Below are 22,998 nucleotides of genomic sequence, written 5' to 3' on the forward strand. Positions count from 1 at the left end.
TATTAATGTTCCGAATTTGTTTGCTTTTTTGTAGCAGCAATTTCGTCATCATCAAACAGGATCCGGTTTGCGGCCCCATCCATATCGTCGAATTGCCCGGACTTCAATGCCCATAAAAAGGCAGCAAGGCCCATCAAGCCCAAAAACAGGGCAATCGGGATTAAAAGCAACAGATTGCTCATGGCTTTTTCTTCCAGTTAAGACGCAGGGCGTTGGCAATCACAACCAGCGAGGAAGTTGACATTGCGATGGCCGCGATCAGGGGGGTTACCATCCCGGCAACGGCCAGAGGGATGGTGACAATGTTATAGGCAAATGACAATGCGAAGTTCTGGCGTACCAGCCGGTCTGCTGTTTTTGCCACATCCAGTGCCGTCATGACAGCACCCAGCCGGTCGCCCTGAAAAACAATGTCTGCGGCATTCTGGCTGATTTCGGCAGCACTGGCCGGTGACATGGAGGCATGGGCCGCCGCAAGGGCCGGGGCATCGTTAATGCCATCGCCCACCATCAGGTCATGGTGGCCATCGATGCTGCGTTGATGCACAACATCGACTTTTTGTGCCGGTGAAAGACCCGCCTGCCAGTCAGAAATATCAAGCTCGGTTGCCAGTTGACGGACATTTTCCGCCCGGTCACCCGAGAGAAGCCGGGTGGGTAAACCGGCGTGATGCAGGCTGGCAACGGTGCTGGCGGCATCGGGGCGGGGCAGGTCACGAAAACCAAAACGCACTGCGGATTTACCGGGTTCCGCCAGCCAGATTTCAGGGCCGATTCCTTCTGTTGCCGGGATAACGGCGTGGTTGGCCCCGCAAAATTCGCGACTGCCCAGGCGTATTTCCCCGGTTGGACCATCCATTGACAGGCCCTGCCCAGGATATTCGATGACGCGGGTTGCCACCACGGTATTCCCGGCTGCACGCACCAGCGCCCTGGACAGTGGATGGGCACTGTTTGCCGCCATCGAGGCCGCCAGTGCCAGGCTTTCGGCATCGGGCACGGAAACAAGTTCGGGGCGGCCCGTGGTCAGGGTGCCGGTTTTATCGAAAATAACGCCGTCAATTTTGGTCAGTCGTTCCAGCGCAGTGGCCGACTTGACCAGAATGCCAGCCTTAAGCAGCCTGCCGGTTGCCAGAACCTGCACCACCGGCACGGCAAGGGCAAGCGCACACGGACAGGTGACAATCAGAACCGCAATCGCGTTCATCAGGGCATCCTGCCAGTTTGCCCCGCCAATCAGCCACCAGCCGATAAAGGTGATGGCCGCCAGACTGTGCACAACCGGGGCATAGGCGCGCGCCACCCGGTCGGCCAGGGCAACATATTTGGCACGGCCCTGTTCGGCATTTTCCATTAACCGAACAATTTCGGCCAGCAGGGTGGAATCGCCCGTGGCGGTAATTTGTACGCGAATGGGAGCGGATAAATTCATGGTTCCGGCAAAAACACGACTGCCGACATTAACCGGATTTGGCAGGCTTTCGCCGCTGATCACGCTGGTATCAATATCGGACTGACCATCAATGATATCGCCATCAATGCCAATCCGTTCGCCTGCAGCAACCAGTACCACCATGCCGGGTTTGGCCTTTTCCGGTGCCAGTAATCTGCGGGTGCCGTCTTCGGCGATGACAGTGATGGAACGGGCGCGCAATGTCAGCATATGTTCGGCGGCAGAGCGCGCCTGGCTGCGTGCGCGACCATCAAGGTAGCGTCCGATCAGCAAAAAGAACAGCAGGGTGATGGCGGAATCGAAATAGGCATGTTCGGCCCCGCGCATGGTTTCAAACAGGCTCATGCCCAATGCCAGAACGACGGCAAGGCTTATGGGGACATCCATATTGACGCGCCGGTGCCGCAAAGCCCCCAGTGCTGAGCGGAAAAACGGGCGTCCGGCATAAATGACGGCGGGAAACGCAATCAGGGCGGACAGCCAGTGAAACAGATCGCGGGTAAATTCGCCCATGCCCTGCACATAACCCGCCCAGATCGAGACGGAGAGCAACATGACGTTGCCTGCAGCAAAGCCTGCGACCGCAAGGCAGCGCAAAAGCTCGCGGTTGCGCTGGTCGGTTGCCCGTTCCAGGGTGGCCGGGTCATAGGGGATCAACCGGTAACCCATTTGGAAAACCGGGTTGATCAGTGCTGTAACATCCGAGGCACTGCCCTGCCATTCCAGATGCAGGCGACGGGTTGTCATATTGACGCGCGCACGGGTAACGGCGGGCTGTTTGTGCAAAATGCTTTCAATCAGCCAGACACAGGCGGCGCAATGCAGCCCGTCTATCATCATGTCCAAACGGCAAAAACCGCTCTCGTCCGTGCAGACAAGATCGGTAAAGTCAAAGGCGCCAAGCCCTTCTTCTTCGGGTTTTAACGCACGAATATTGGGGTCGACACTGCGCCGCGCATAATAGGACTGAAGGCCCAGATCATTGATCAGGGCATAGGCACCTTCGCAGCCGTGGCAGCAAAAGTCTGGTCCTGCCGGCGAGCCGTTTGTTATCGGCTCGCCACAATGGCGGCAGGCATTAAGGGCGTTCATTGTGTAATCAGTACATCCTCGACGACCTGATAGTCATGGTTTTGGGCATGGGCCACGATTCTCAGCTTCCAGTTCCCATAAACCGGCACATTGGCGCGTGCCCGGTATTCGCCGGGGCTGATTTCGCTCAGCATGATCTTTTCGTCAACATCGTCGCGGTCATTGCGCATCAGGACCGCTTCCATTTTCGCGCCCGAGATCGGGTTTTGGGTTTTGTCGCGAAACAGAACGGTGATGGTGGCTTCGTTGTTGATGACCCCCGCAACACTGACCTTGGTGCGCCAGCCCAGTTCGGACTGGGCTTTGGCATCGGCAATGGCTTCGTTGTAATTATTGCCATCTTCAAAGGCGTGATCGCTCACCAGACCGACCCAACTGGTTTGGGAAAAGACGATCAGGCAGATATTTGCAATCAGCATCACGGCGAAACCGCCAACGAAATACCAGGGAATCAGCCGGTCCGATTTGCGCGGACCTGTCGGATTCGGGATCGGGTTATGTGTGGTTGTTGTGGTCATTTCGAGGGCCCTTTTGGGGGGCCGGTCCGTTACTTTTTCGGACCGGCAAAGATCGTGTCATGGGTTTCGGAAACGCCCGAAGCGGTGTTGGTAACGATGAAGTCAATCGGTGTGGCGTCACTTTGCAGGCTTGTCGGATCGGCAGCAACAAAAACCCGATAACTTCCAACCTGATCCGGCGCAACATCCAGCGAGAATTTACCGTCGGTCATCGGTTTTTGGCCGATGATCTGGAAGTCGGTGGCATTCACACCCGAAAGGTCGAGGATATAGGTCTGTTCGCTTTGCTGTTTATTGAGAATCTTGAGGGTATAGCCATTACGGACATCGCCCGAAGATAGCGGCACAAACAGCGGGTTGCGGTCGCGCAGAACATTGACTTCCATCGTCGAGCGGTTCATCAGGCCAAACAGCATGACACAACCCACCAGCGCCAGAATAATGGTATAGAAAACGGTGCGCGGACGAATGATGCGAACCTTGGTGGCCTGACCGTGGGCGCGCAATTGCGAATTCTGGACCGAGTCAAAGCGGATCAGGTCCTGTGGGAATTCGACCTTTTCCATCATCTCGTTACAGGCATCAATACACAGACCACAACCAATACATTCAAGCTGAAGGCCATCGCGGATATCGATACCGGTCGGGCAGACATTGACGCAGGCATGGCAGTCAATGCAGTGACCAACAGCGGGGACTTCACCACGGACCAGGTTTTTGCGTTTGATCGGTCCGCGCGGTTCGCCGCGCCAGCCTTCATAGGTGACGATCATGGATTCATCATCCAGCATCGCCGACTGAAAACGCGGCCACGGGCACATATAGGTGCAAACCTGTTCACGGGCCCAGCCTGCCAGCAGGTATGTCGAAAAGGTCAGGAAGGCCACCGTGGTATAGACCGCCATGCTGGCCTGACCGGTGAAGATATTGACAACGGCGGTGGGGGCATCGTTGAAATACAGTACAAATGCCCCGCCGGTCAGAAGCGAGATCACGACCCAGGCTATGTGGGTGGCGCTGATTTTCCAGACTTTTTCAAGGCTCCAGGGGGCTTTGTCCAGGCGCATGCGGGCATTGCGGTCCCCCTGAATGTAGCGTTCCACCAGCATGAAAAGATCGGTCCAGACGGTTTGTGGGCAGGCATAGCCGCACCAGATACGTCCGAAAAGCGAGGTAGCCAGAAACAGGCCGACGGCCGCCATGATCAGGATGCCGGTGATGTAATAGACTTCCTGGGGCCAGATTTCGATAAAGAAGAAATAGGCGCGGCCCAGATCCATGTCGATCAGCACAGCCTGGTGCGGTGCAGAGGGGCCACGGTCCCAGCGCAACCAGGGCACGATCCAGTAGATTGCCAAGAGCGTTACAAGGGCAAACCATTTCAGGTTCCGGAAATGGCCCGAAACGCGTTTCGGATAAACCTTTTCCCGGTCCTTATAAAGCGGGATGTCGTCCTCGAGCGGTGCATCGTCGTTTTGCGGCATCATCTTTTGCGGATCCGATGATTGAGTACGGGACAAGTGCATGATCTAAACCTGACCATTTCGTCGTGCGATGCAGGCTTGCTGCTCTCATATGCTGATTGTATGGCAACCAGCCAGCAGGTTCTGCGGGGTTCTGTCAGGGCGGCACGCTCGCCCGGGCAGACTTTGGATAATTCAAATACCGCAGGCAAAATATTGGAAACTGGCCTTGCTGTTCCATGACACAAATCAATTTTCCGCCACATGATTGGGCGTGCCGAAGGCGGGAAAAACAACTCACAGGCGGCGTGTTGGGGTGCTGAACCGGAGGGGCATATGCGCCTGTTGATCAAGTATTTGATATTTATGTGTTTTGTGGTTTTAAACCAGAACGCCAGATTGTCCGGATGGCACAAAAAAGATCATCCATAGGTGCAATTAGCGGTGAAAATTTATAATTTTTCAGTGAAAATGGCCGCTTGAGATGCGGAAAAATAGCGATTTTTTCGCACGAAAAGAAGACAATTTTCACATACAATTACCATACAATACTAAGGATATTTATTAAATGTATGTATCGGCCAAAACGAGTCTTGTTTTACCACAGAGTCGTGGCGAGATCCGCTTGGCGTGCTGAACACCTGGTTATGGGGGAGGGCGTGTTTGGGGGCGTCTGATGGTCGTATGGGGAAGATGAGGGCGCTATGATGGCGCAAATATGCGGGGCGACAGGCATTTTGAGATGGGCACGTCGCGTGATAATACCGATACCAACGTCAAGGATGACAGTGTCTGCGTTAGACAAATTACTTTAAGCCATCAAGCCACGAAGCCAAGCGCCTGTAGTCTTTTTGAATGGTCTGAGGGCTGAAAAAAAAACGCCGGTAATTTGCCCTGAAACGTAAAAAAGACCGGAGTGATGAAACCCCGGTCTTTCTTTTGTCTGGTCTTCACACCGGTTGGACCGGTGATATTGGCGGGCCGTTACTGACCACCACCAAGTGAGTGAACATAAACCGTCAGCATTTTGATGGTTTCGTCGCTCAGTTTGCCTTCCCAGGCCGGCATGACGCCACGCCGGGCATTGGTGACGGTCTGGATCAGGGTGGCTTGGTCGCCACCATAAAGCCAGATATTGTCCGTCAGGTTCGGTGCACCCATTTCAACGATGCCCTTGCCATTGTCGCCATGACAGGCGGCACAGTTATCTGCAAAGATAGTTGCACCCCGTGTTGCGGCGGCATCGTCGGTTGCACGACCGCTAAAGGAAAGAACATGCTGCACAACGTCACTGATTTCACTCTGTGACAGAATGCCGTCCTTGCCAAAAGCAGGCATGTCGTTAAAGCGGGTATCGTCATTGTCCGTGGAACGAATACCGACATGGATGGTGTGCGAGATATCATCAAGCGTACCGCCCCAAAGCCAGGCATCGTCCTGCAGGGACGGGAAGCCGACATTGCCGACCCCGCCCGTGCCATGACAGGGTGCGCAGTTTTCGGCGAAAATCGCCTTGCCGCCTGCCATCGAGAAGTTCAGCAGTTCCGAATCATTGGCAATCTGGTCGACATCCAGGGCTGCCAGACGCTCCATGTAAGGGGCACGTTCAGCAGCAACATTTGCCATTGTTTCTTCGATCTTGGAGCGTTCGGTAATGTTGAACACCCCTTTCAGGTAGCCGTGTGCGGTCGGAAAGGATGGATAAACCACCCAGTAACCGATCGACCAGATCACGCAGACCCAAAACACATAGACCCACCAGGACGGGAGCGGTGTATTGAGCTCCTTGATGCCGTCCCATTGATGGCCGGTTGTTTCGCGGCCGGTAACTTTGTCTTTTTCGACATGCGTCGACATAGCTCGGTTCTCCCTCTTCCTAGTCCTTGAAAGGGATCTGGGCGTGGTCTTCAAAGTTCTTTTTGCGTTTCTTGCTTGGCCACATAACGAAAGCAATAATCGCGGCAAAGAACATCATCAGCCACAGACCCCACAAGGGCCGGAGAAAATCAGCGAGTGCGGAAAAGAATTCCATTATTCGCGTCCTTGTCTCAGCGCAGATTTTTGCTGGGATCATAGGTTGTGAAATCAACCATGCGTCCCAGGACCTGCAGATACGCAATCAGGGCATCCATCTCGGTCAGCTTTTCCGGGTTGCCGTCAAAGTCCCCCGTGGCGGCTTTCGGATAGCGGGCAAGGAAGCCGTCGTCATAGGCGGCGTCTTCGGTTGCCTGGAGATGAAGGTCCGCAACTGCGTCCTCGATCTGCTCGTCGGTGTAGGGAACACCGACCATGCGCAATGTTTTGAGGTGCTCGGCAGCGTCGTCGAACTTCAGTTCCGTTTTAGCAAGGAACGGATAGCCCGGCATAATCGATTCCGGCACGACCGAACGCGGATCATCCAGGTGGGCAACATGCCAGGCATTGGAATATTTCCCGCCGACACGTGCCAGATCCGGACCGGTACGTTTTGACCCCCACTGGAACGGATGGTCATACATGGATTCAGCAGCAAGGCTGTAATGACCATAACGTTCAACTTCGTCACGGAACGGGCGGATCATCTGCGAATGGCAGTTATAGCAGCCTTCGCGGATATAGATGTTCCGGCCTGCCTGTTCCAGCGGTGTATAGGGACGAACCCCTTCCACCTTTTCGATGGTCTGTTCCATTGTGAACAACGGAACAATTTCAACGATACCACCGATAATGACGGTCAGAAAAATACCGAGGATCAGGAAGAAAACGTTCTTCTCGAGGAAGTGGTGTTTTTTAAGAAGCATTTTCCATTCCTCCTTACTGGGCCGCTGCCGGAGCACTGACGCCGATTGGAGCTTCCCGACGGGTATCACCGCGGATCGTCTTGTAGACGTTCCAGACCATCAGGAAGGAACCCAGCAAGAACAGGGCACCGCCGGTGGCGCGAATGATGTAGTAGGGGTGCATTGCTTCAACGGTTTCGATGAAGGAATACTGAAGGAAGCCAAGCTGGTCGTGAGCACGCCACATCAGACCCTGCATGATACCGGAGACCCACATCGAGGTGATGTAGAGCACGATACCAATGGTGCCGAGCCAGAAGTGATGGGCTACCAGACGCATGGAATAGAGGCGTTCACGATTCCACAGAACCGGGATCAGGAAGTAGATTGCACCGAACGTTACGAAAGCAACCCAGCCCAGAGCACCAGAGTGAACGTGACCAATGGTCCAGTCGGTATAGTGCGACAGGCCGTTAACAGCCTTGATCGACATGACCGGGCCTTCAAAGGTGGACATGCCATAGAAACCGACAGCCGCAACCATGAAACGCAGAACCGGGTCGGTGCGCAGTTTGTCCCAGGCCCCCGAAAGGGTCATCAGACCGTTGATCATACCACCCCAGGACGGCATCCACAGCATGATCGAGAAGGTCATGCCAAGGGTTTGTGCCCAGTCCGGCAGAGCGGTGTAATGCAGGTGGTGCGGACCAGCCCAGATATACAGGAAGATCAGTGCCCAGAAGTGAATGATCGACAGGCGGTAGGAATAAACCGGACGTTCGGCCCGTTTCGGGATGAAGTAATACATCATGCCCAGGAAGCCGGCTGTCAGGAAGAAGCCCACAGCATTGTGACCATACCACCACTGGGTCAGGGCATCCTGAACACCAGAGAACATGGAATAGGATTTGGCGCCGAAAAACGAAACCGGTATCGCCAGGTTGTTCCCCAGATGCAGCATCGCAATGGTGACGATGAACGCCAGGTAGAACCAGTTGGCGACATAAATGTGCGGTTCCTCGCGTTTGAGCAGGGTGCCGACAAAAACAGCCAGATAGGCGACCCAGACGATGGTCAGCCACAGGTCAACGAACCATTCCGGTTCGGCATATTCACGGCCCTGGGTGACACCGAGAACATAGCCAAGTGCGGCCATGACGATGAACAGCTGATAACCCCAGAACACGAAGGCAGGCAGAGCCTTGCCACCGAACAGGTTGGTGCGGCAGGTGCGCTGGACGACGTAAAACGACGTGGCCAGCAGCGCATTGCCGCCAAATGCAAAAACAACTGCCGAGGTATGAAGCGGGCGCAAACGCCCGAAATTCAGATACTCGATGTTGAAGTTCAATGCGGGAAACGCCAACTGCCAGGCGATAAGATCACCTGCCAGAAAGCCGACGACGCCCCAAAAGACAGTCGCCAGCGCGCCCCAGCGCACTACGTCCATATTGTAGTCAACGGCGGACGAAGCCGTCTGTGCCATGCTCCCCTGGCTCATTCTCGACTCCCGTTTGCGTGTGCGGGTGGATTGCCGCATGGGGCCGGCAATCCGAACAGCCCTGGCGGCATCCTGCAATGACCTGGTCATCCCCCGTGCCGCCGACGATTAAACATTCCATTCTACGCAACAATAGTTGTATTGCGCAAAACAAACACTCGTAAATATTTGTCGCCGGCATCATCCACCTGTTTCATCCGTGCCACACTGATCGATATCAATTCGGGGCAATCAACGAACGGGCGACGGGAATGCCGTAGACACTCTTCTCGCATCAGAATGTTTTTTCGCAGGAATGTTTATGCCTTGTTATTGGGGCGGTTGTTGTTGATGCACATCAACGCTGGGTCGTTTTCTTTGCGTCATGATCGGAGGATAAATTCGGGGAAAAGACCATGTTGAATACCTATAACGCACAACCTTTAACCGCCGGAATTGCGGACATGATCTTTCCTCTGGTCCAGATGACCGAGGCAAATATCACGCTGCAAAAATGGCAGGAATTCGTTGCCGAATATGTTTGTACCGATGATCCCGTGCCCGAGAGCCAGTGGCTGCGCGATAAGGGAATCGTGGTGATTCGCAACGATCGTGGCTATGTTCACGGGCTGTTTTCATATGAGGTCCGCACCGATATCAGCATCGGAACGGTCCTGCATGTTGACAATGTGAAGGCGGTTGAAATTGTTGCCCGCGAGCATGTGCTGCACTGCATGCGCGAGGCAATGGACCGCCTGTTGCGTCTGCATGGGTGCGCTGCAACCTATGTGGCTGTTGACGAACCCAATATGCGTTTGAAATCGTTTTTTTCGGACGCAGGATTTGTGCCGCGCAAAATCCGCTATTGCGCCCCGGCCCCAAAGCCGTGATGCTATCGGCTGTAAACACCTTTATTTGCAGCCGATAGCGATACGGACATGAACGGAATTTCCTTTATTAAAATGCACGGCCTGGGCAACGATTTTGTCGTCTTTGACGGACGGCGGGATTCGGTTGTGCTGGACATGGACGATGCCACGGCCGCCCGGATTGCCGACCGTAAAACCGGTGTTGGCTGTGACCAGTTGATCGTGATTGAACCCCCCCGCGATGATGATGCGGATGCCTTTATGCGTATCCGCAATAATGATGGCAGCGAGGTCGGTGCCTGTGGCAATGCCACACGTTGTGTTGCCGATATCCTGATGGGGGAATTCAAACGTCGCGATGTAACGGTGCAAACTGTTTCCGGTCTGCTTGAAGCACGCGGACTGGATGACGGGACCGTCACGGTCGATATGGGCCAGGCCCGCCTGGACTGGCGCGAAATTCCCCTGCTCAAGGCGGTGGATACCAACCACATTCCATTCTCGGTCGGGCCCTTGCAGGACGCGGTCGGGGTGAATATGGGCAACCCCCATGCGGTATTTTTCGTTGATGATGCCGAAAGCATTGATCTGGAAAAATATGGCCCGGTGCTGGAGCATCACGACATGTTCCCCGAACGCGCCAATATCGAGGTATGCCATCTGATCGGCGAAAACCGCCTGCGCATGCGGGTATGGGAACGTAGTGCGGGCATTACCCGTGCCTGTGGCTCCGGGGCCTGTGCCACCGGGGTTGCCGCCGCGCGGCGTGGCCTTACCGGGCGCAAGGTGGATGTTGTGCTTGATGGTGGTGTTTTGGGTATTGAATGGCTACCCGATGATCATGTGTTGATGACCGGGCCGGTTGCCACCAGTTTTTCGGGAATTTTGCATCCCTCGCTTTTTGGGGTGCATTAAGGCCCCCCCTTGAGGCCCCCTTCGCTTCGGGCTTGCGCTGGCCGGGTGGATCGGCGACAAAAGGCATCCGATTGTGCCGCTGTTCTGGCGGCTGTACCCGGCGGCAGGGCGCGATGATTTCCGCCCGGTCGGGGCTTGTTAAACGCAAAGGCAGGTTCTGAGAATGGTTGATTTCAATACGCTTGACGGTGTTTCAGTCGCAGGCAAGCGCGTTTTGCTGCGTGCCGACCTTAACGTTCCGATGAAAGATGGCGTTGTCAGCGATACGACTCGCATTGACCGCACCGTGCCGGGCCTGATTGAGCTGGCCGATGCCGGTGCGAAACTGGTGATCATTACCCATTTTGGCCGCCCCAAGGGGCAGCGCGTGCCTGAAATGTCGCTAAAACCGGTGGCAGATGCCCTGGCAAAGCAGCTGGGCCGCCCGGTTGCCTTTGCCGATGATTGCATTGGTTCGGCTGCGGCGGATGTTGTGAATGGCCTGAAGGATGGCGAGATCGCCATTCTGGAAAACCTGCGTTACCACGCCGAAGAAGAAAAGAACGACCCAGCCTTTGTCGAGGAACTGGCAAAGCTGGGCGATATATTTGTTAATGATGCCTTTTCATGCGCGCACCGCGCCCATGCCTCGACCGAAGGTTTGGCGCATAAGCTGCCCGCCTATGCTGGCCGTTTGATGCAGATCGAACTGGAAGCCCTGGGCAAGGCGCTGGAAGCACCGAAACACCCGGTCATGGCGATTGTGGGCGGTGCCAAAATTTCCACCAAGCTCGACCTTTTGGGCAATCTGGTGGAAAAGGTCGATCAGTTGGTGATTGGTGGCGGCATGGCGAACACCTTTCTGGCCGCCAAGGGTGTAAATGTGGGCAAGTCGCTGTGTGAACATGACCTGCTGGCAACCGCACGCGAGATTTTCACCAAGGCCGAGGCTGCCAATTGCGAAATCGTGCTGCCGGTTGATGGTTTGGTTGCCAAAGAATTCAAGGAAAATGCCGACCATGTGGTGGCAGATATGACCGGTATTGATGCCGATGGCATGATCCTTGATGCGGGCCCGGCCACCATTGCCGATTTGAACAAGCGCCTTGAAAGCTGTGAAACCTTGGTTTGGAATGGCCCGCTGGGTGCCTTTGAAATTGCCCCGTTTGATACGGCAACCGTTTCGGTGGCCCAGCACGCGGCCAAACTGACCAAGGATGGCAAGCTTCTGTCGGTCGCCGGTGGGGGGGATACCGTTGCCGCCCTGCGCCATGCCGGTGTGGACGAGGATTTCTCCTATGTCTCGACCGCTGGCGGTGCCTTCCTTGAATGGCTGGAAGGCAAGGTTCTGCCGGGTGTTGCCGCCCTGCGCAAGGCGTAATCGCCTGCCTGTAGCAGGCCCGTATAAGTCATAAGATACTATTGCTTTCAAAGGTCCCTGGGCTTGTACCTCAGGGGCCTTTTTTTGTGGCAGGTTTTGGGCCCAGGCAGGATTGTGGGAGCTTGTTCCCTTGATATGCCGGTGCGACTTTTGCTGCTTTACTGGCGGCTAACCGCTAGAAAGTATAGGGCCTTTTTGACCCCTTATAATGTGATGAGTCGCGTTTAGAGTCATTTTCAATTTCGGGCGCAAGCCGTTGTGAATTGAGGGCGCGTGCAGGTTATATGCCTGATAAACGGGCCGGTTTTTGTAATTTTCCTGCACTTTGATGCCATGTCATATTGTTGCCATGTTCTAGCCGAAAGTTGGGGGCGTTAACCCTCCTTTGGTTTTGTCACAGCATGGACATTTGTCACAATGACTGGTCATGACAGCCGTTACCTTCACTGCCCGCTCGTTACACCCATTCCTCCCCCCTCGTAACGGGCAGGTTATTTAAATTTCAGCAAAAAGCTGGCGCGTGTCGTTCTCCCCACGATGCGTGAATAAATACATGTGTCCCAACCCGTTCTCACATCCCGTTTACGGAAAGAACAGATGATCAAACTGGAGCATCTGACGCGCTGCTATGGCGATTTCATAGCGGTGGATGACGTCAGTTTTGAAATAAAGCACGGCGAGATCGTCGGTTTGCTTGGCCATAATGGTGCGGGCAAAACCACGATCATGAAAATGATTACCGGCTATCTGGAGCCGACATCGGGCAAAATCGCTGTTGATAACCTTGAAGTCGGCCGCGATACCCGCGTCATCCAGAAGCGCATTGGCTACCTGCCGGAAAACTGCCCGGTCTGGCCGGAAATGACGGTTATTGATTACCTGGATTACCAGGCCAGCCTGCATGGCGTCCCGGTCGATAAACGCCCTGCCGCCGTGGCAAGTGCCATTCGCCGCACGGTGCTGGAAGCCAAGGCAACCGCATCCATCCAGACATTATCGCGCGGCTATCGCCAGCGTGTGGGTGTTGCGCAGGCCATTTTGCATAACCCCGATATTATTATTCTGGATGAACCCACCAACGGCCTTGATCCGACACAGATTCGCCACATGCGCGAGCTGATTGCCGATCTGGCTAAAACCGCCACGGTGATTGTTTCCACCCATATTTTGCAGGAAGTACAGGCTGTGTGTGAACGCGCCCTGATCATGCGGGCGGGCAAGCTGGTCGTGGATGCCCGGATTGATGAATTGCAGCAATCGGGCGGGTTGCTGGTGACGGTGGATCGTAATGCCGATGCTGCATTTTCGGGTATTTCCGAAGTGACCAAAATCGTCAGCCATGCCGAAGAAGGCGGACGCCATCATTACCGGCTGGATGCCAGCAATGATGCCGCCCCGGTCATTGCCCGGGCACTGAACCGGGAGGGTTTGCAGCTTTTTGCCCTGCAACCGCAGCGCCGTGACCTTGAAACCATTTTCGCCGAGGTGAATGAGGAGGTGGTCAATGGCTGACATCCTGCGCATTTCCCGCAAGGAATTCCGGGGTTTTTTTGCCACCCCCGCTGCCTATCTGTTTATCGGCGCGTTTCTGGCGGTTAATCTGTTTGTGTTTTTTTGGGTGGAAACCTTTTTTGCCCGCAACATTGCCGATGTGCAGCCATTGTTCAAATGGATGCCGGTATTGCTGATTTTTCTGGTTTCGGCGCTGACCATGCGATCCTGGTCTGAAGAGCGCCGGGCCGGAACCCTTGAAACCCTGTTGACCGCTCCTGTCCGGCCCATTTCGCTGGTGTTGGGCAAATTCGTTGCCGCGATGCTGCTGGTGGTGGTTGCCCTGGTTTTGACCCTGCCATTGCCGATTACCGTATCAATACTTGGTCCGCTGGATTGGGGCCCTGTGATTGGTGGCTATGTCGCCACCCTGTTTTTGGCGGCGGCCTATATCGCCATTGGCCTGTATATGAGCGGGCGGACCGACAACCCGATTGTCGCCCTGATCATGACCGCACTGGTGTGTGGTGTTTTTTACCTGATTGGCTCTGATACCCTCACATCGCTGTTTGGTGACCGGGTTGGCGGGTTGCTGGCTGCGCTTGGTACCGGCACACGGTTTGAATCGATCACGCGCGGCGTGCTCGATTTGCGGGACTTGTATTATTACCTGTCGATTGTGGGCGTGTTTTTGACGCTGAACCTGTTCAGCCTGGAAAAACTGCGCTGGCATGGCAACCCGGCCAGCAGGAAACATCGCCTGTGGGGTGCCCTTGCGACCCTGTGCGTGCTGAACTTTGTAGCGGCCAATTTCTGGCTGGCCCCGATTACGGCCGCCCGTGCCGACATGACCCGCCAGCATATTTATTCCCTGTCATCTTCGACCAAGCAGGAATTGAAGCATTTGGCCGAACCGCTGGTGATCCGGGCGTATTTTTCACCGCGTACCCATCCGCTGCTGGCCCCGCTGGTCCCGCGGATCAAGGATCTGCTGTCGGAATACCAGGTCGCGTCCAAGGGCCATGTCCGGGTGCAGTTTATTGACCCCACGGCAGACCCGGAAAAAGAACAGGAAGCTGCCTCGAAATACGGTATTCGTCCGGTTCCGTTTCAGACCAACAGCCGGTATCAGTCCTCGGTGGTGAATTCCTATTTCGATATTGTCGTATCTTATGGGGATCAGTTTGAAACCCTGACCTATAGTGACCTGATCGAGGTGAAAACCCAGGGGGAGGGCGACATTAATGTTGGCCTCAAGAACCCGGAATATGAAATCAGCCGCACGATTCGCAAATTGGTGAATGAATATCAGGCGGGTGGCAACCCGTTTGCAAACATGACCCAGCCTGTCACCTTTGAAGGCTTTATTTCCCCCGAAACCAAGCTGCCCGGCCAATTGCAGAAATTCCGCAAGACACTTGATGATGTGTTGCAGGATTACAAAAAACAGGCCGGGGATAAATTCAACATTACCTTCCAGGACCCGGATGCAGGCGATGGGGCACTTGCCAAGCGTTTGCAGGATGATTACGGCTTTGGCCCGCAGGTGGCGAGCCTGATGAATCCGCAGCCTTTCTGGTTTTACATGATGCTGAAAAGCGGCAAGGACGAAGTGCAGGTGCCTTTGCCCGATACCACCGACAAGGACGCATTGAAGCGCGCCATTGATTCGGCTCTGCATCGTATGGCACCGGGCTATCTTAAAACGATTGCCCTGGTCAAACCGGCTTCACCGCCGCCAAGCCCCTATATGCAGCAGGCCCCCGGCCCGCAATATACCGCCCTTTACAAAACTCTGTCGGAAAATGCCCGCGTGGTGGAAACCGACCTGAAGGACGGCCATGTGCCCGAAGCCGCCGACCTTTTGATGGTGATGGACCCGGTTAACCTGGATGACAAACAGCGTTTTGCCATTGACCAGTTCCTGATGCGCGGTGGCAGTGTCGTTATGGCGACATCGCCTTTTGATGTCAGCATTACCGATTCGCTTTCAGCCAAAAAGGTGGATTCGGGCCTGAAGGACTGGTTGGCCGGTTATGGCATTACCATTGGTGATAAAATGGTGCTGGACCCGCAAAATGCGTCCTTGCCGGTGCCGGTCGAACGCAAAATTGGCGGGATCACCGTTCAGCAGATCAGCATGATGCCCTATCCGCATTTCCCGGATTTACGGGGTGATCAGCTGAACCCCGATAGCCCGATTACCGCCGGGCTGGACCAGTTGACCCTGGACTGGGCGTCGCCGATTACGGTGGATGCCGCCAAAAACAAGGGCCGCACGGTAACGCCGCTTTTGCACAGTTCGTCAAAAAGCTGGCTGTCGGATAGCACCGACATCCTGCCCAATTACAAGGCCCATCCGGATAATGGTTTTGCCATTTCGGGTAATCGCGGGTCGCATGATCTGGCGGTTGCCATCGAGGGTGAATTCAAATCCTTTTATGCCGGTAAGGAATCGCCGCTTTTGGCGGACGAGGCCAAAAAAGCCGATCAGAAGGACGGTAAAAAGGCCGCTGACAGTGCCAAGAAGGATGACGATAAAAACGTCCAGATTGGCGGTGTGATTGACCGTTCGCCTTCTTCGGCGCGGTTGATTTTGCTGGGTTCCAACAGCTTTGCCGATGACATGTCGCTTAGCCTTGCCTCGCGCGGGATGGGCACGTCCTATACGGCACCGCTGGAATTCATGCAAAACGTGGTTGATTGGTCGCTGGAAGACCAGTCCCTGCTGGCTTTGCGGGGGCGGACCCAGTTTGCCCGGACCCTGATGCCAACATCCGAAGGGACCGAACAGATGTGGGAATATCTGAATTACGGCTTTGCGCTGTTTGGTCTGTTGCTTGTTTGGGGCTGGCGTCGCCAAGTGGCGGCTTCCGAACGCAAACATTACCAACGCATTCTCAAGGAGGTCTGAGGATATGAAACGGACCATACTGATATTGGTGGTGTTGTTCATCGTTCAGGTCGGGTTTGCCATCGGGGTTAATTTTTATCAACCACAAGGCGACACTACGGCGGGAAACGACAAACTTGTCGCAACCTCGCCCGATGGCGTTGATCATTTGACCATCGAGGATTCCGATGGCAGCAAGGTTGTCCTGGCGAAAAACGGCAAGGACTGGCAATTGCCCGACCTTGGCAATTTCCCCGCCGATGGCAACAAGGTGGACGGGCTGATCCGCAAACTTGCCGACCTTAAGGAAGGCTTGCCGATTGCGACATCAAGCGGGTCGGTCAAACGGTTCAAACTGGCAAAGGATGACTTTGAACGTCGTGTTACCCTGCAAAAGGGCAAGGATGTGGTGGCAACCCTGTATCTGGGCACATCGCAGGGAACCCATCAGATCCATGCGCGGCGCGACGACCAGAACGAAGTCTACGCAGTGACAATGGGCAGTTACGATGCCCCGGCCAAGGCGGATGACTGGATTGATGCCACCGTTTTGCAAATATCGGCGGACGATATTACCAAAATGGATGTTAACGGCCTTTCACTGGTTGCCAAGATGGCCCCTGCCGCCAAACCCGATGACAAAAAGGCCGATGAAAAAACGGCATCGTCTGAAAATGCTGACAAGGCGGATGCGGATAAAGCCAAGGCGGTTGTGACCTGGGATCTGGCCAATGCGGCAGATGACCAGAAACTGCAACCGGCGGCGGCCTCGACCCTGGCGGCGATGGTTGCCAAAATTCGCATTGCATCGGTTCTGGGGACGGATGTCAAACCGGAATACGGCATGGACCATCCGGTTCTGAAAATGTCCCTGTCGCTTAAGGGCAAGGATCAGCCGGTGGAGTATGTGATTGGCAAGTCAGATGGCAAGGACGGGGATTACACCCTGAAACTGTCCTCGCGGCCGGAATATTTCCGTATTGCGGGTTATACTGGCAAACAGTTGGTTGAACATGCCGATAGCAAGGCGCTTTTGGTGGCGAAACCAGCGGATGCCAAACCGGCAGATGCGCCGTCTGCCAATGCTGATAAGGTCGACAAGGCAACCCACTGATCAGAAACGGACTGTATAAATCATGCAAAGCAAAGGCCCGGCGAGATGCGTCGGGCCTTTGTGCATGTGGTTGGATTTTCGGGTTTGTCGGATTTCTAACTGCCGGAACCCGAATCGCCCTTATCGCTTACCCGGTCATCATTATCATCGTCTTGACTGGCAGGCAGGCTGCGATCGGTTTTGCCGGTTGCGGACGGGGGTAAATCCGGCAGGCTTTTATCGGCAGTTTCCTTGATGATTTCGGCACGGTCGGCCAAAAAGGCGCCATAGCCCGCATCCATCAGGGCCGCCAACTCGATATAGACGCTAAACAGGCGCGACAGGGTGTCGGTTTCTTCGGGGTCGAGAATGGCAAGCAATTCCGCACTGCGCACCTGGCCGGTTTCAAAATGCTCCCATGCCTTTTCCAGAAGGTAGACCCCAAGCTGGTTAAGCTGGTCGTAATTTTTCTGACCAATTGCATTGCGGATTTCACCGATGCTGATATCGGCCGCCAGCAGGATTTCACCCGGGATGGTCACAAGGCGGTCGGGGCCTTTTATGTCAATCGGCAGGTCGCGCAGGATGTGAATGACATAGCAGAAAATCGCCATGTCGCGCGCATGATACAGCGGCGATGCCGTTAGATTGGAGACATAGCCAATTTCATCGTCATAGCGTGCCGCCAGCAAATAAACGAAGATTGAGGCCGGGGCGGCGGTTGCACCCTCGCAATAGGTGATGAAATCTTCCCATTCATCAAGCGGGTCTTCGGCGACGTCCTTGCGCAGCGCTTCGGCCAGTTTGACCCACGGGTCCACCGACAGGTCACTTTCGCCCAGTGTCAGGGTCAGGGCCTCATACACAGCAGCGGGCAGGGGGCCGACATCGGGCCACGGATTATCCGCCATCACCTTGGCGGCTTCGATCTGGTCCTGCCAGCGGTCGATAATATCAAGGGTATCATTGCGCAGATAGTCACGCTCGGCATCGGATTTTTCCAGAAAACCGTCATCGACAATATCGTCAATCACCCGCATCGAGGCATAGGCGGCAAGGAAAAAACGTTGTCGTGCGCCATTCAGGCGCATTGCCGCCCGGTAAAGGTTGGCGTTCTTGGCAGCAGCCAGGTCCTTGCAGGCAAGAAACGGATCTTCGGAAGAGCCGTAAAAGGGCGGTGGTGACGCTGTCATTTAATTTCCAGAACTTGCCATAATATCTGTTCCAAAGCTGGCATATTGCCGCAACTTTGGCCGCTGCATAAAAATGCTCTTAGGGCAACATGAAGCCTTGATGCGAGGCTGGCAAGTGATCAGCCGCATTCCGGGGCAAATTTTGTCAAAAACCGATGCAGCGGGCCCGTAATCCGGGCCTTAGAATTTCAGCCTGTAACCCGCCGTCAGGCCCAGCATGGCATCAAACCGGTCTGTCGGGTTGCTGCTTGATGATGTCAGGTCGCTGGTCAGGCGGCCATGAATGCCGATCCATAAATCCTCGAACGGCATATAAGATAGACTGGCAGCAAGACCGACACCGTCAGTGCCCTGTTCGCTGCTAAACCCAGTGGCCGATAGGGTATTGTCATGGCGCAGGGTTGGCGTGACAAGGTAATCGGCATCTTCGCTGGTGGTCATGCCCATATGGCGGCCAAGCGACCCGTTTAACTGCACAACCGGGCCGACTGCGAATCCAAGGGTACGGCTTGGCGAATAACCAACACCAAACTGTGCGGAAATGCCGTTACCGGGGGATTGGTCAGTGCTGGCTTCCAGCCACATCATGCTGTTTTGCTGTTTTTCGCCCGATTTTGATTGCGATCCGGGCAGGGTCAGGATGGCTGTGCGCTGACGTGAGGCACCGGTTGAGAAATAATTGTCAAATCCGTTGCGTCCGGGTGCAGGCAAAATGCCCTGAACCAGATAACTGGAAACCTTGGCTGCCGGTGCATCAGACGCGGGCAGGGTACTGTTAACAGTCATTTCCTGTTCAGAAACAACCTGTTGTGCCAAGACAACAGACGGCACAAGAAAGGCGAGCATCGCTATGCCACCTGCTATTCCTGTACCGAGAAGCTGCCGCGTTTTCATTGCTGTTGAAATTCCGTCCTGCCAAGTTTTCCGGGCCTGCACCACGCCATTCGTGTCGCCCAATTGGCGGACACGGAACAGAACGTTTGCAGGGATCAAAAGACACGCCCCAAAAGAAAAATTTTTTGCATCTTTGGGCCGAACGCAGTCTGGCGACGGGATGCGATTTTCTATTTGCCTGTTGGGCTGCGGCAATATGGTTAATTTTGGGTAAAACGCCAGCCCAAATATTGCATGGCAATTATTCTACGCCGTTTTTCCAACTTCTTCAGTCTTATTCCAGTTTGCGGTGCAAAATGGTTTTTTTGTGATCGTTCTATCTTTTTAGGAATATTTTAACCGCTTCAATTTGCGCTCTGGTATTCAGGTAAGGTGCGTGACCGCAATTTTCCAGAGACAAAACCTGCATTTCCGGCTTGGCGGACTGCATTTTTTTAACGATCTTTTGTGGAATCAAGTCGGATTTTGCCCCGCTAAACAGGGTCACGGGGCAGGTAATGGCGTTGAAAATGTCCCAAGCATCATAATCGTCGATCTGGTCGCGGAAAACATCCATCACCCGCGAGTCGTAGTGCATGGCAAATTTGCCATTTGGCAGCCGGCGGGCGGAATTCATGGCAAGTTCGCGCCATTCGGCATCGTTTGACAGGCCAAACGGGGCATAGATGTTGCGCAGGGCGGCATCGATTTCGGCGATGCTGGCAAATTCCGGCGTGCCACCCACATAGGCCTTGATTCGGTCCACCGCCTCCTGAGCCAGTTCGGGGCCCATGTCATTTAACAACAGGCGTTCGATACGCTCCGGCATCAGGCTGGTAACAACCATGCCGATAATCCCGCCCATTGATGTGCCAATCCAACTACAGCGATCTATGTTGAAATGGTCCATCATCTCAATCATTTGCCGGGCGTAAAAGGCGGGCACATATTCTTCGTCGGGGGTGTTGGCCCAGGCCGAACATCCCCGGCCAATAATGTCGGGACACAGAATGAAATAATCATCCGCCAGCTGGCTTGCGAGAATGTCAAAGTCATGTGACAGGCGGGCCAGCCCATGCACCATGATGATTGCGGGTTTGCTCGGTTGCCCCCATTGGCGGATGCGGGTTTCATAGCCACACAGCGCAATAAAATGATCGCAGACCACCCGACCCGGAGTTGCCATGTCGGAATTTTGGGGTGGGATCGGGGGTGTCCTTTGATCTGTCATTGGGGCCTCCGGGCTGAAAACAGGATGAAGCGGCGGTCAGGCGCTTTGGGCGGCGTATATCACCCGCGTTGTTATAGACATACCCCGGCATGGCGCATGCGCAATGCCGGGGTATTATTCCTGTGCCGCAGCAAAGGCATCCATCAGTTCGGGCAGTTCGTCCATCGACGGAAATTCCGTGAACTGGTATTGCGCCGGGGTGGAAACCCAGGAAAGGCGGTTTCGCGTCATTGTTTCAATGAAGGGCGTTGTCCAGCGGTTATCTTCCAGCAGGGTGGGGCGAACATTGACAAAGGCATCAATGCCTTCAATGCGTGTGAACATCCATGTCATGCAATGGGGGCAGAAAAAATGATGCTGGTCCGGCCCATGCAGGCCGCCAATCACCGGTTTGCCCTTTGTGACCTCAAAGGCATCACCGGGGAACATTGCGGTCAGGGAAAAGGCGCTGCTGCTCATAACCTGGCAGCCCGCGCAATGACAGGCCGCCGTCAGAATTGGCGTGGCGGTGATTTTGAACTGAACCTGTCCGCAACGGCATTGCCCCGTCATGATGTGATTGTGCGTTGGCATGGAGGTTTTCCTGTCTTGGTGTGCGTTTATGAAACAGACCGCAGTCAGGGGATTTTGCTGCCGGTCAGGCCTTGCTGGCAACAATAAACAGCCGGTTGAACGGAAACAGCGTCAGGCCGTCGGGCCGGGGCGGATAAACCTGCTTCAGACGGGTTTTGTAATGGTCGCAAAAGGCCTGGCGTGCGGCATCATCGGGCAGGTTTGCCAGCACCGGGCGCAAGGCTGTTGAGGAGACCCAGGTAAAAACCGGATCTTCGCCCGAAAGCACATGGCAATATTGTGTTTGCCATAAATCAACATGGCCGCAATGGGGGATCAGTACATCGAAATAGTCGCCCGGCCGCATGATCTTGATCTGGTCCTGGGCCTCGGCGACTTCCTTTTCCCATTTTTCACCAGCTTCATTGATCAGCTGATGGCTGGGGGCCAGGAAATTGTTGGGTACCTGAAGGGCAATCAACCCGCCCGGGCGGACAAAGCTGCACAGACGCGGTAAAAGGTTGGCGTGTCCCGGAACCCATTGCAAAGCAGCATTGGAAAACAGCAAATCTACCGGTTTATCGGGTTCCCATGTTGCAATGTCCTGCTGCTGCCAGGTGATGCGATCATCCTGTTTGCAGGCCTTTTCCAGCATTTCCGATGAATGATCAATACCGGTGACAACCGGGCTGTTGCCATCGCACATATAGGCATCGGCCAGCAAAGAGGTCACAGATCCCGGCCCGCAGCCCAGATCAACGATATGGGCCGGTTTAAAACCCTGAGCCGGTTTGGGAAGGCGGGCAATCAGGTCCAGTGCCGGGCGGCGGCGTTCATCGCCGAAAAGGCCATATTTCACGGGGTCCCAATGTGTATCGGACAAAATCCGGTCCTTTCGTTGTGCCCCGCCGGGCTGCGTGCCGCCTAGCTTAGTGCGAGGATTTTTCGATTTCGTTGAAGTGACTGTTGATCAGCTGGAACATGAACAGGATGGCACCAAAAAACAGGGCTAGCCCGACGAAATAGGAATATCCATCATGTGCGGCAGACGCATAGAACAGGCCACCAAGACCAACAAGAATGGTCAAAATACCGAAAATCAGGCGATCCAAACCCATTTTAGAACCCTTTCAAAACCAGGGGTGTTGACGACACTGGAATTTAATCAAATACGCGTTTCATTCAAGCACGGAGATCGTCTTATGCCTGATCTTTTGATTGTTTGATTTGATCTGGAACAGTTTTGAAAATTTCTACCAACTGTTGGTAAACCGGACGTTTGAAGGGAATGATCAGGTCGGGCAGGGACAAAAAGTCGTTCCAGCGCCATGCGTCAAATTCGGGATGTTTGCCGTGAATGACGAATTCATCGTCTTCTCCGCGATAGCGCATGGCAAACCATTTTTGTTTCTGGCCGCGATATTTGCCGCCAAATGCCTTGCCAATCAAATGGTCTGGCAAATCATAGGTCAGCCAGTCCGGTGTTTCGGCAATGATGTCGGCTTTGTCGGTGCCAATTTCCTCTTTTAATTCGCGAAGGGCGGCTTGTTCGGGTGTTTCATCGCCATCAATGCCCCCCTGGGGCAATTGCCAGGCCCCTTCAAACCCGATGCGATTGCCAATCCAGACATCGCCCCGATCATTAAACAGGGCAATGCCAACACAGGGACGATAGGGAAGGTCAGAACCCGTGATCGTATCTTCGGCCGGTTGCCCGGCATCCATCGGCGGGTTGAGGCCGTCAATTTTGCGTTTTTTGGATT

The 22,998-nt window shown here is 54.7% G+C and carries 21 protein-coding genes; 6 read left to right on the forward strand and 15 right to left on the reverse strand.

Going from position 1 to position 22,998, the window contains the following annotated elements; all coding sequences use genetic code 11:
- Positions 1-2: 2 nt before the first annotated feature.
- The 8 genes from ccoS to ccoN all read right to left on the reverse strand — a co-directional run bounded on the left by ccoS (position 3) and on the right by ccoN (position 8,771).
- A complete protein-coding gene (gene ccoS / locus LF95_RS00830; RefSeq protein WP_073953251.1) occupies positions 3-182 on the reverse strand; it encodes a cbb3-type cytochrome oxidase assembly protein CcoS in 180 nt (59 codons plus the stop codon).
- A complete protein-coding gene (locus LF95_RS00835) occupies positions 179-2,545 on the reverse strand; it encodes a heavy metal translocating P-type ATPase (RefSeq protein WP_073953252.1) in 2,367 nt (788 codons plus the stop codon). The genes ccoS and LF95_RS00835 overlap by 4 nt, the downstream gene beginning before the upstream one ends.
- Entirely contained in the window at positions 2,542-3,063 is a 522-nt protein-coding gene (locus LF95_RS00840) for a FixH family protein (RefSeq protein WP_073953253.1), read from the reverse strand. The genes LF95_RS00835 and LF95_RS00840 overlap by 4 nt, the downstream gene beginning before the upstream one ends.
- A gap of 29 nt (positions 3,064-3,092) precedes the next feature.
- On the reverse strand, positions 3,093-4,550 hold the full coding sequence (gene ccoG, locus LF95_RS00845) for a cytochrome c oxidase accessory protein CcoG (protein ID WP_252509610.1): 1,458 nt from the start codon (positions 4,548-4,550) through the stop codon (positions 3,093-3,095).
- 960 nt (positions 4,551-5,510) lie between these two features.
- Positions 5,511-6,383: a cytochrome-c oxidase, cbb3-type subunit III gene (gene ccoP, locus LF95_RS00850; protein ID WP_073953255.1), complete on the reverse strand. Its 873-nt coding sequence runs from the start codon at positions 6,381-6,383 to the stop codon at positions 5,511-5,513.
- Between the two features lie 19 nt (positions 6,384-6,402).
- The gene (locus tag LF95_RS00855) at positions 6,403-6,558 is read right to left on the reverse strand and encodes a cbb3-type cytochrome oxidase subunit 3 (protein ID WP_073953256.1); all 156 of its coding nucleotides are present in this window, start codon (positions 6,556-6,558) and stop codon (positions 6,403-6,405) included.
- A 16-nt stretch (positions 6,559-6,574) separates the two neighbouring features.
- The gene (ccoO, locus tag LF95_RS00860) at positions 6,575-7,306 is read right to left on the reverse strand and encodes a cytochrome-c oxidase, cbb3-type subunit II (RefSeq protein WP_073953257.1); all 732 of its coding nucleotides are present in this window, start codon (positions 7,304-7,306) and stop codon (positions 6,575-6,577) included.
- A 13-nt stretch (positions 7,307-7,319) separates the two neighbouring features.
- Positions 7,320-8,771 carry a cytochrome-c oxidase, cbb3-type subunit I gene (gene ccoN, locus LF95_RS00865; protein WP_073953258.1) on the reverse strand — a complete coding sequence of 484 codons (1,452 nt, stop codon included), beginning with the start codon at positions 8,769-8,771 and terminating at the stop codon, positions 7,320-7,322.
- A 410-nt stretch (positions 8,772-9,181) separates the two neighbouring features.
- Here ccoN and LF95_RS00870 point away from each other — a divergent pair, with 410 nt between their 5' ends.
- From LF95_RS00870 to LF95_RS00895, 6 genes are all read left to right on the forward strand, one after another.
- Complete coding sequence (locus tag LF95_RS00870; protein WP_252509611.1) at positions 9,182-9,655, forward strand: hypothetical protein; 474 nt, start codon at positions 9,182-9,184, stop codon at positions 9,653-9,655.
- Positions 9,656-9,703: 48 nt separating this feature from the next.
- Complete coding sequence (gene dapF / locus LF95_RS00875) at positions 9,704-10,549, forward strand: diaminopimelate epimerase (RefSeq protein ID WP_073953259.1); 846 nt, start codon at positions 9,704-9,706, stop codon at positions 10,547-10,549.
- A 163-nt stretch (positions 10,550-10,712) separates the two neighbouring features.
- Positions 10,713-11,909, forward strand: a complete 1,197-nt coding sequence (gene pgk / locus LF95_RS00880; RefSeq protein WP_073953260.1) for a phosphoglycerate kinase — start codon at positions 10,713-10,715, stop codon at positions 11,907-11,909.
- A gap of 597 nt (positions 11,910-12,506) precedes the next feature.
- Positions 12,507-13,421, forward strand: coding sequence for an ABC transporter ATP-binding protein (locus LF95_RS00885; RefSeq protein WP_073953261.1), 915 nt, complete (start codon positions 12,507-12,509; stop codon positions 13,419-13,421).
- Positions 13,414-16,314 carry a Gldg family protein gene (locus LF95_RS00890; protein WP_073953262.1) on the forward strand — a complete coding sequence of 967 codons (2,901 nt, stop codon included), beginning with the start codon at positions 13,414-13,416 and terminating at the stop codon, positions 16,312-16,314. Before LF95_RS00885 ends, LF95_RS00890 begins: the two co-directional genes overlap by 8 nt.
- A 4-nt stretch (positions 16,315-16,318) precedes the next feature.
- Positions 16,319-17,407, forward strand: coding sequence for a DUF4340 domain-containing protein (locus LF95_RS00895; RefSeq protein WP_073953263.1), 1,089 nt, complete (start codon positions 16,319-16,321; stop codon positions 17,405-17,407).
- A 95-nt stretch (positions 17,408-17,502) separates the two neighbouring features.
- On the opposite strand, the gene LF95_RS00900 is transcribed toward LF95_RS00895, so the two are convergent.
- The 7 genes from LF95_RS00900 to LF95_RS00935 all read right to left on the reverse strand — a co-directional run bounded on the left by LF95_RS00900 (position 17,503) and on the right by LF95_RS00935 (position 22,960).
- The gene (locus tag LF95_RS00900; protein WP_083607444.1) at positions 17,503-18,579 is read right to left on the reverse strand and encodes a squalene/phytoene synthase family protein; all 1,077 of its coding nucleotides are present in this window, start codon (positions 18,577-18,579) and stop codon (positions 17,503-17,505) included.
- A 180-nt stretch (positions 18,580-18,759) separates the two neighbouring features.
- Positions 18,760-19,473, reverse strand: a complete 714-nt coding sequence (locus LF95_RS00905) for a hypothetical protein (RefSeq protein ID WP_143181904.1) — start codon at positions 19,471-19,473, stop codon at positions 18,760-18,762.
- Between the two features lie 316 nt (positions 19,474-19,789).
- Positions 19,790-20,683, reverse strand: coding sequence for an alpha/beta fold hydrolase (locus LF95_RS00915; protein WP_252509612.1), 894 nt, complete (start codon positions 20,681-20,683; stop codon positions 19,790-19,792).
- A gap of 114 nt (positions 20,684-20,797) precedes the next feature.
- Entirely contained in the window at positions 20,798-21,256 is a 459-nt protein-coding gene (locus LF95_RS00920; protein ID WP_073953267.1) for a GFA family protein, read from the reverse strand.
- Positions 21,257-21,320: 64 nt separating this feature from the next.
- On the reverse strand, positions 21,321-22,118 hold the full coding sequence (locus LF95_RS00925) for a methyltransferase domain-containing protein (protein ID WP_073953268.1): 798 nt from the start codon (positions 22,116-22,118) through the stop codon (positions 21,321-21,323).
- Positions 22,119-22,164: 46 nt separating this feature from the next.
- Positions 22,165-22,353, reverse strand: coding sequence for a hypothetical protein (locus LF95_RS00930; protein WP_073953269.1), 189 nt, complete (start codon positions 22,351-22,353; stop codon positions 22,165-22,167).
- 82 nt (positions 22,354-22,435) lie between these two features.
- Entirely contained in the window at positions 22,436-22,960 is a 525-nt protein-coding gene (locus LF95_RS00935; protein WP_073954738.1) for an RNA pyrophosphohydrolase, read from the reverse strand.
- Positions 22,961-22,998 lie beyond the last annotated feature (38 nt).

This window comes from Thalassospira sp. TSL5-1 (assembly GCF_001907695.1).
Classification (GTDB): Bacteria; Pseudomonadota; Alphaproteobacteria; order Rhodospirillales; family Thalassospiraceae; genus Thalassospira.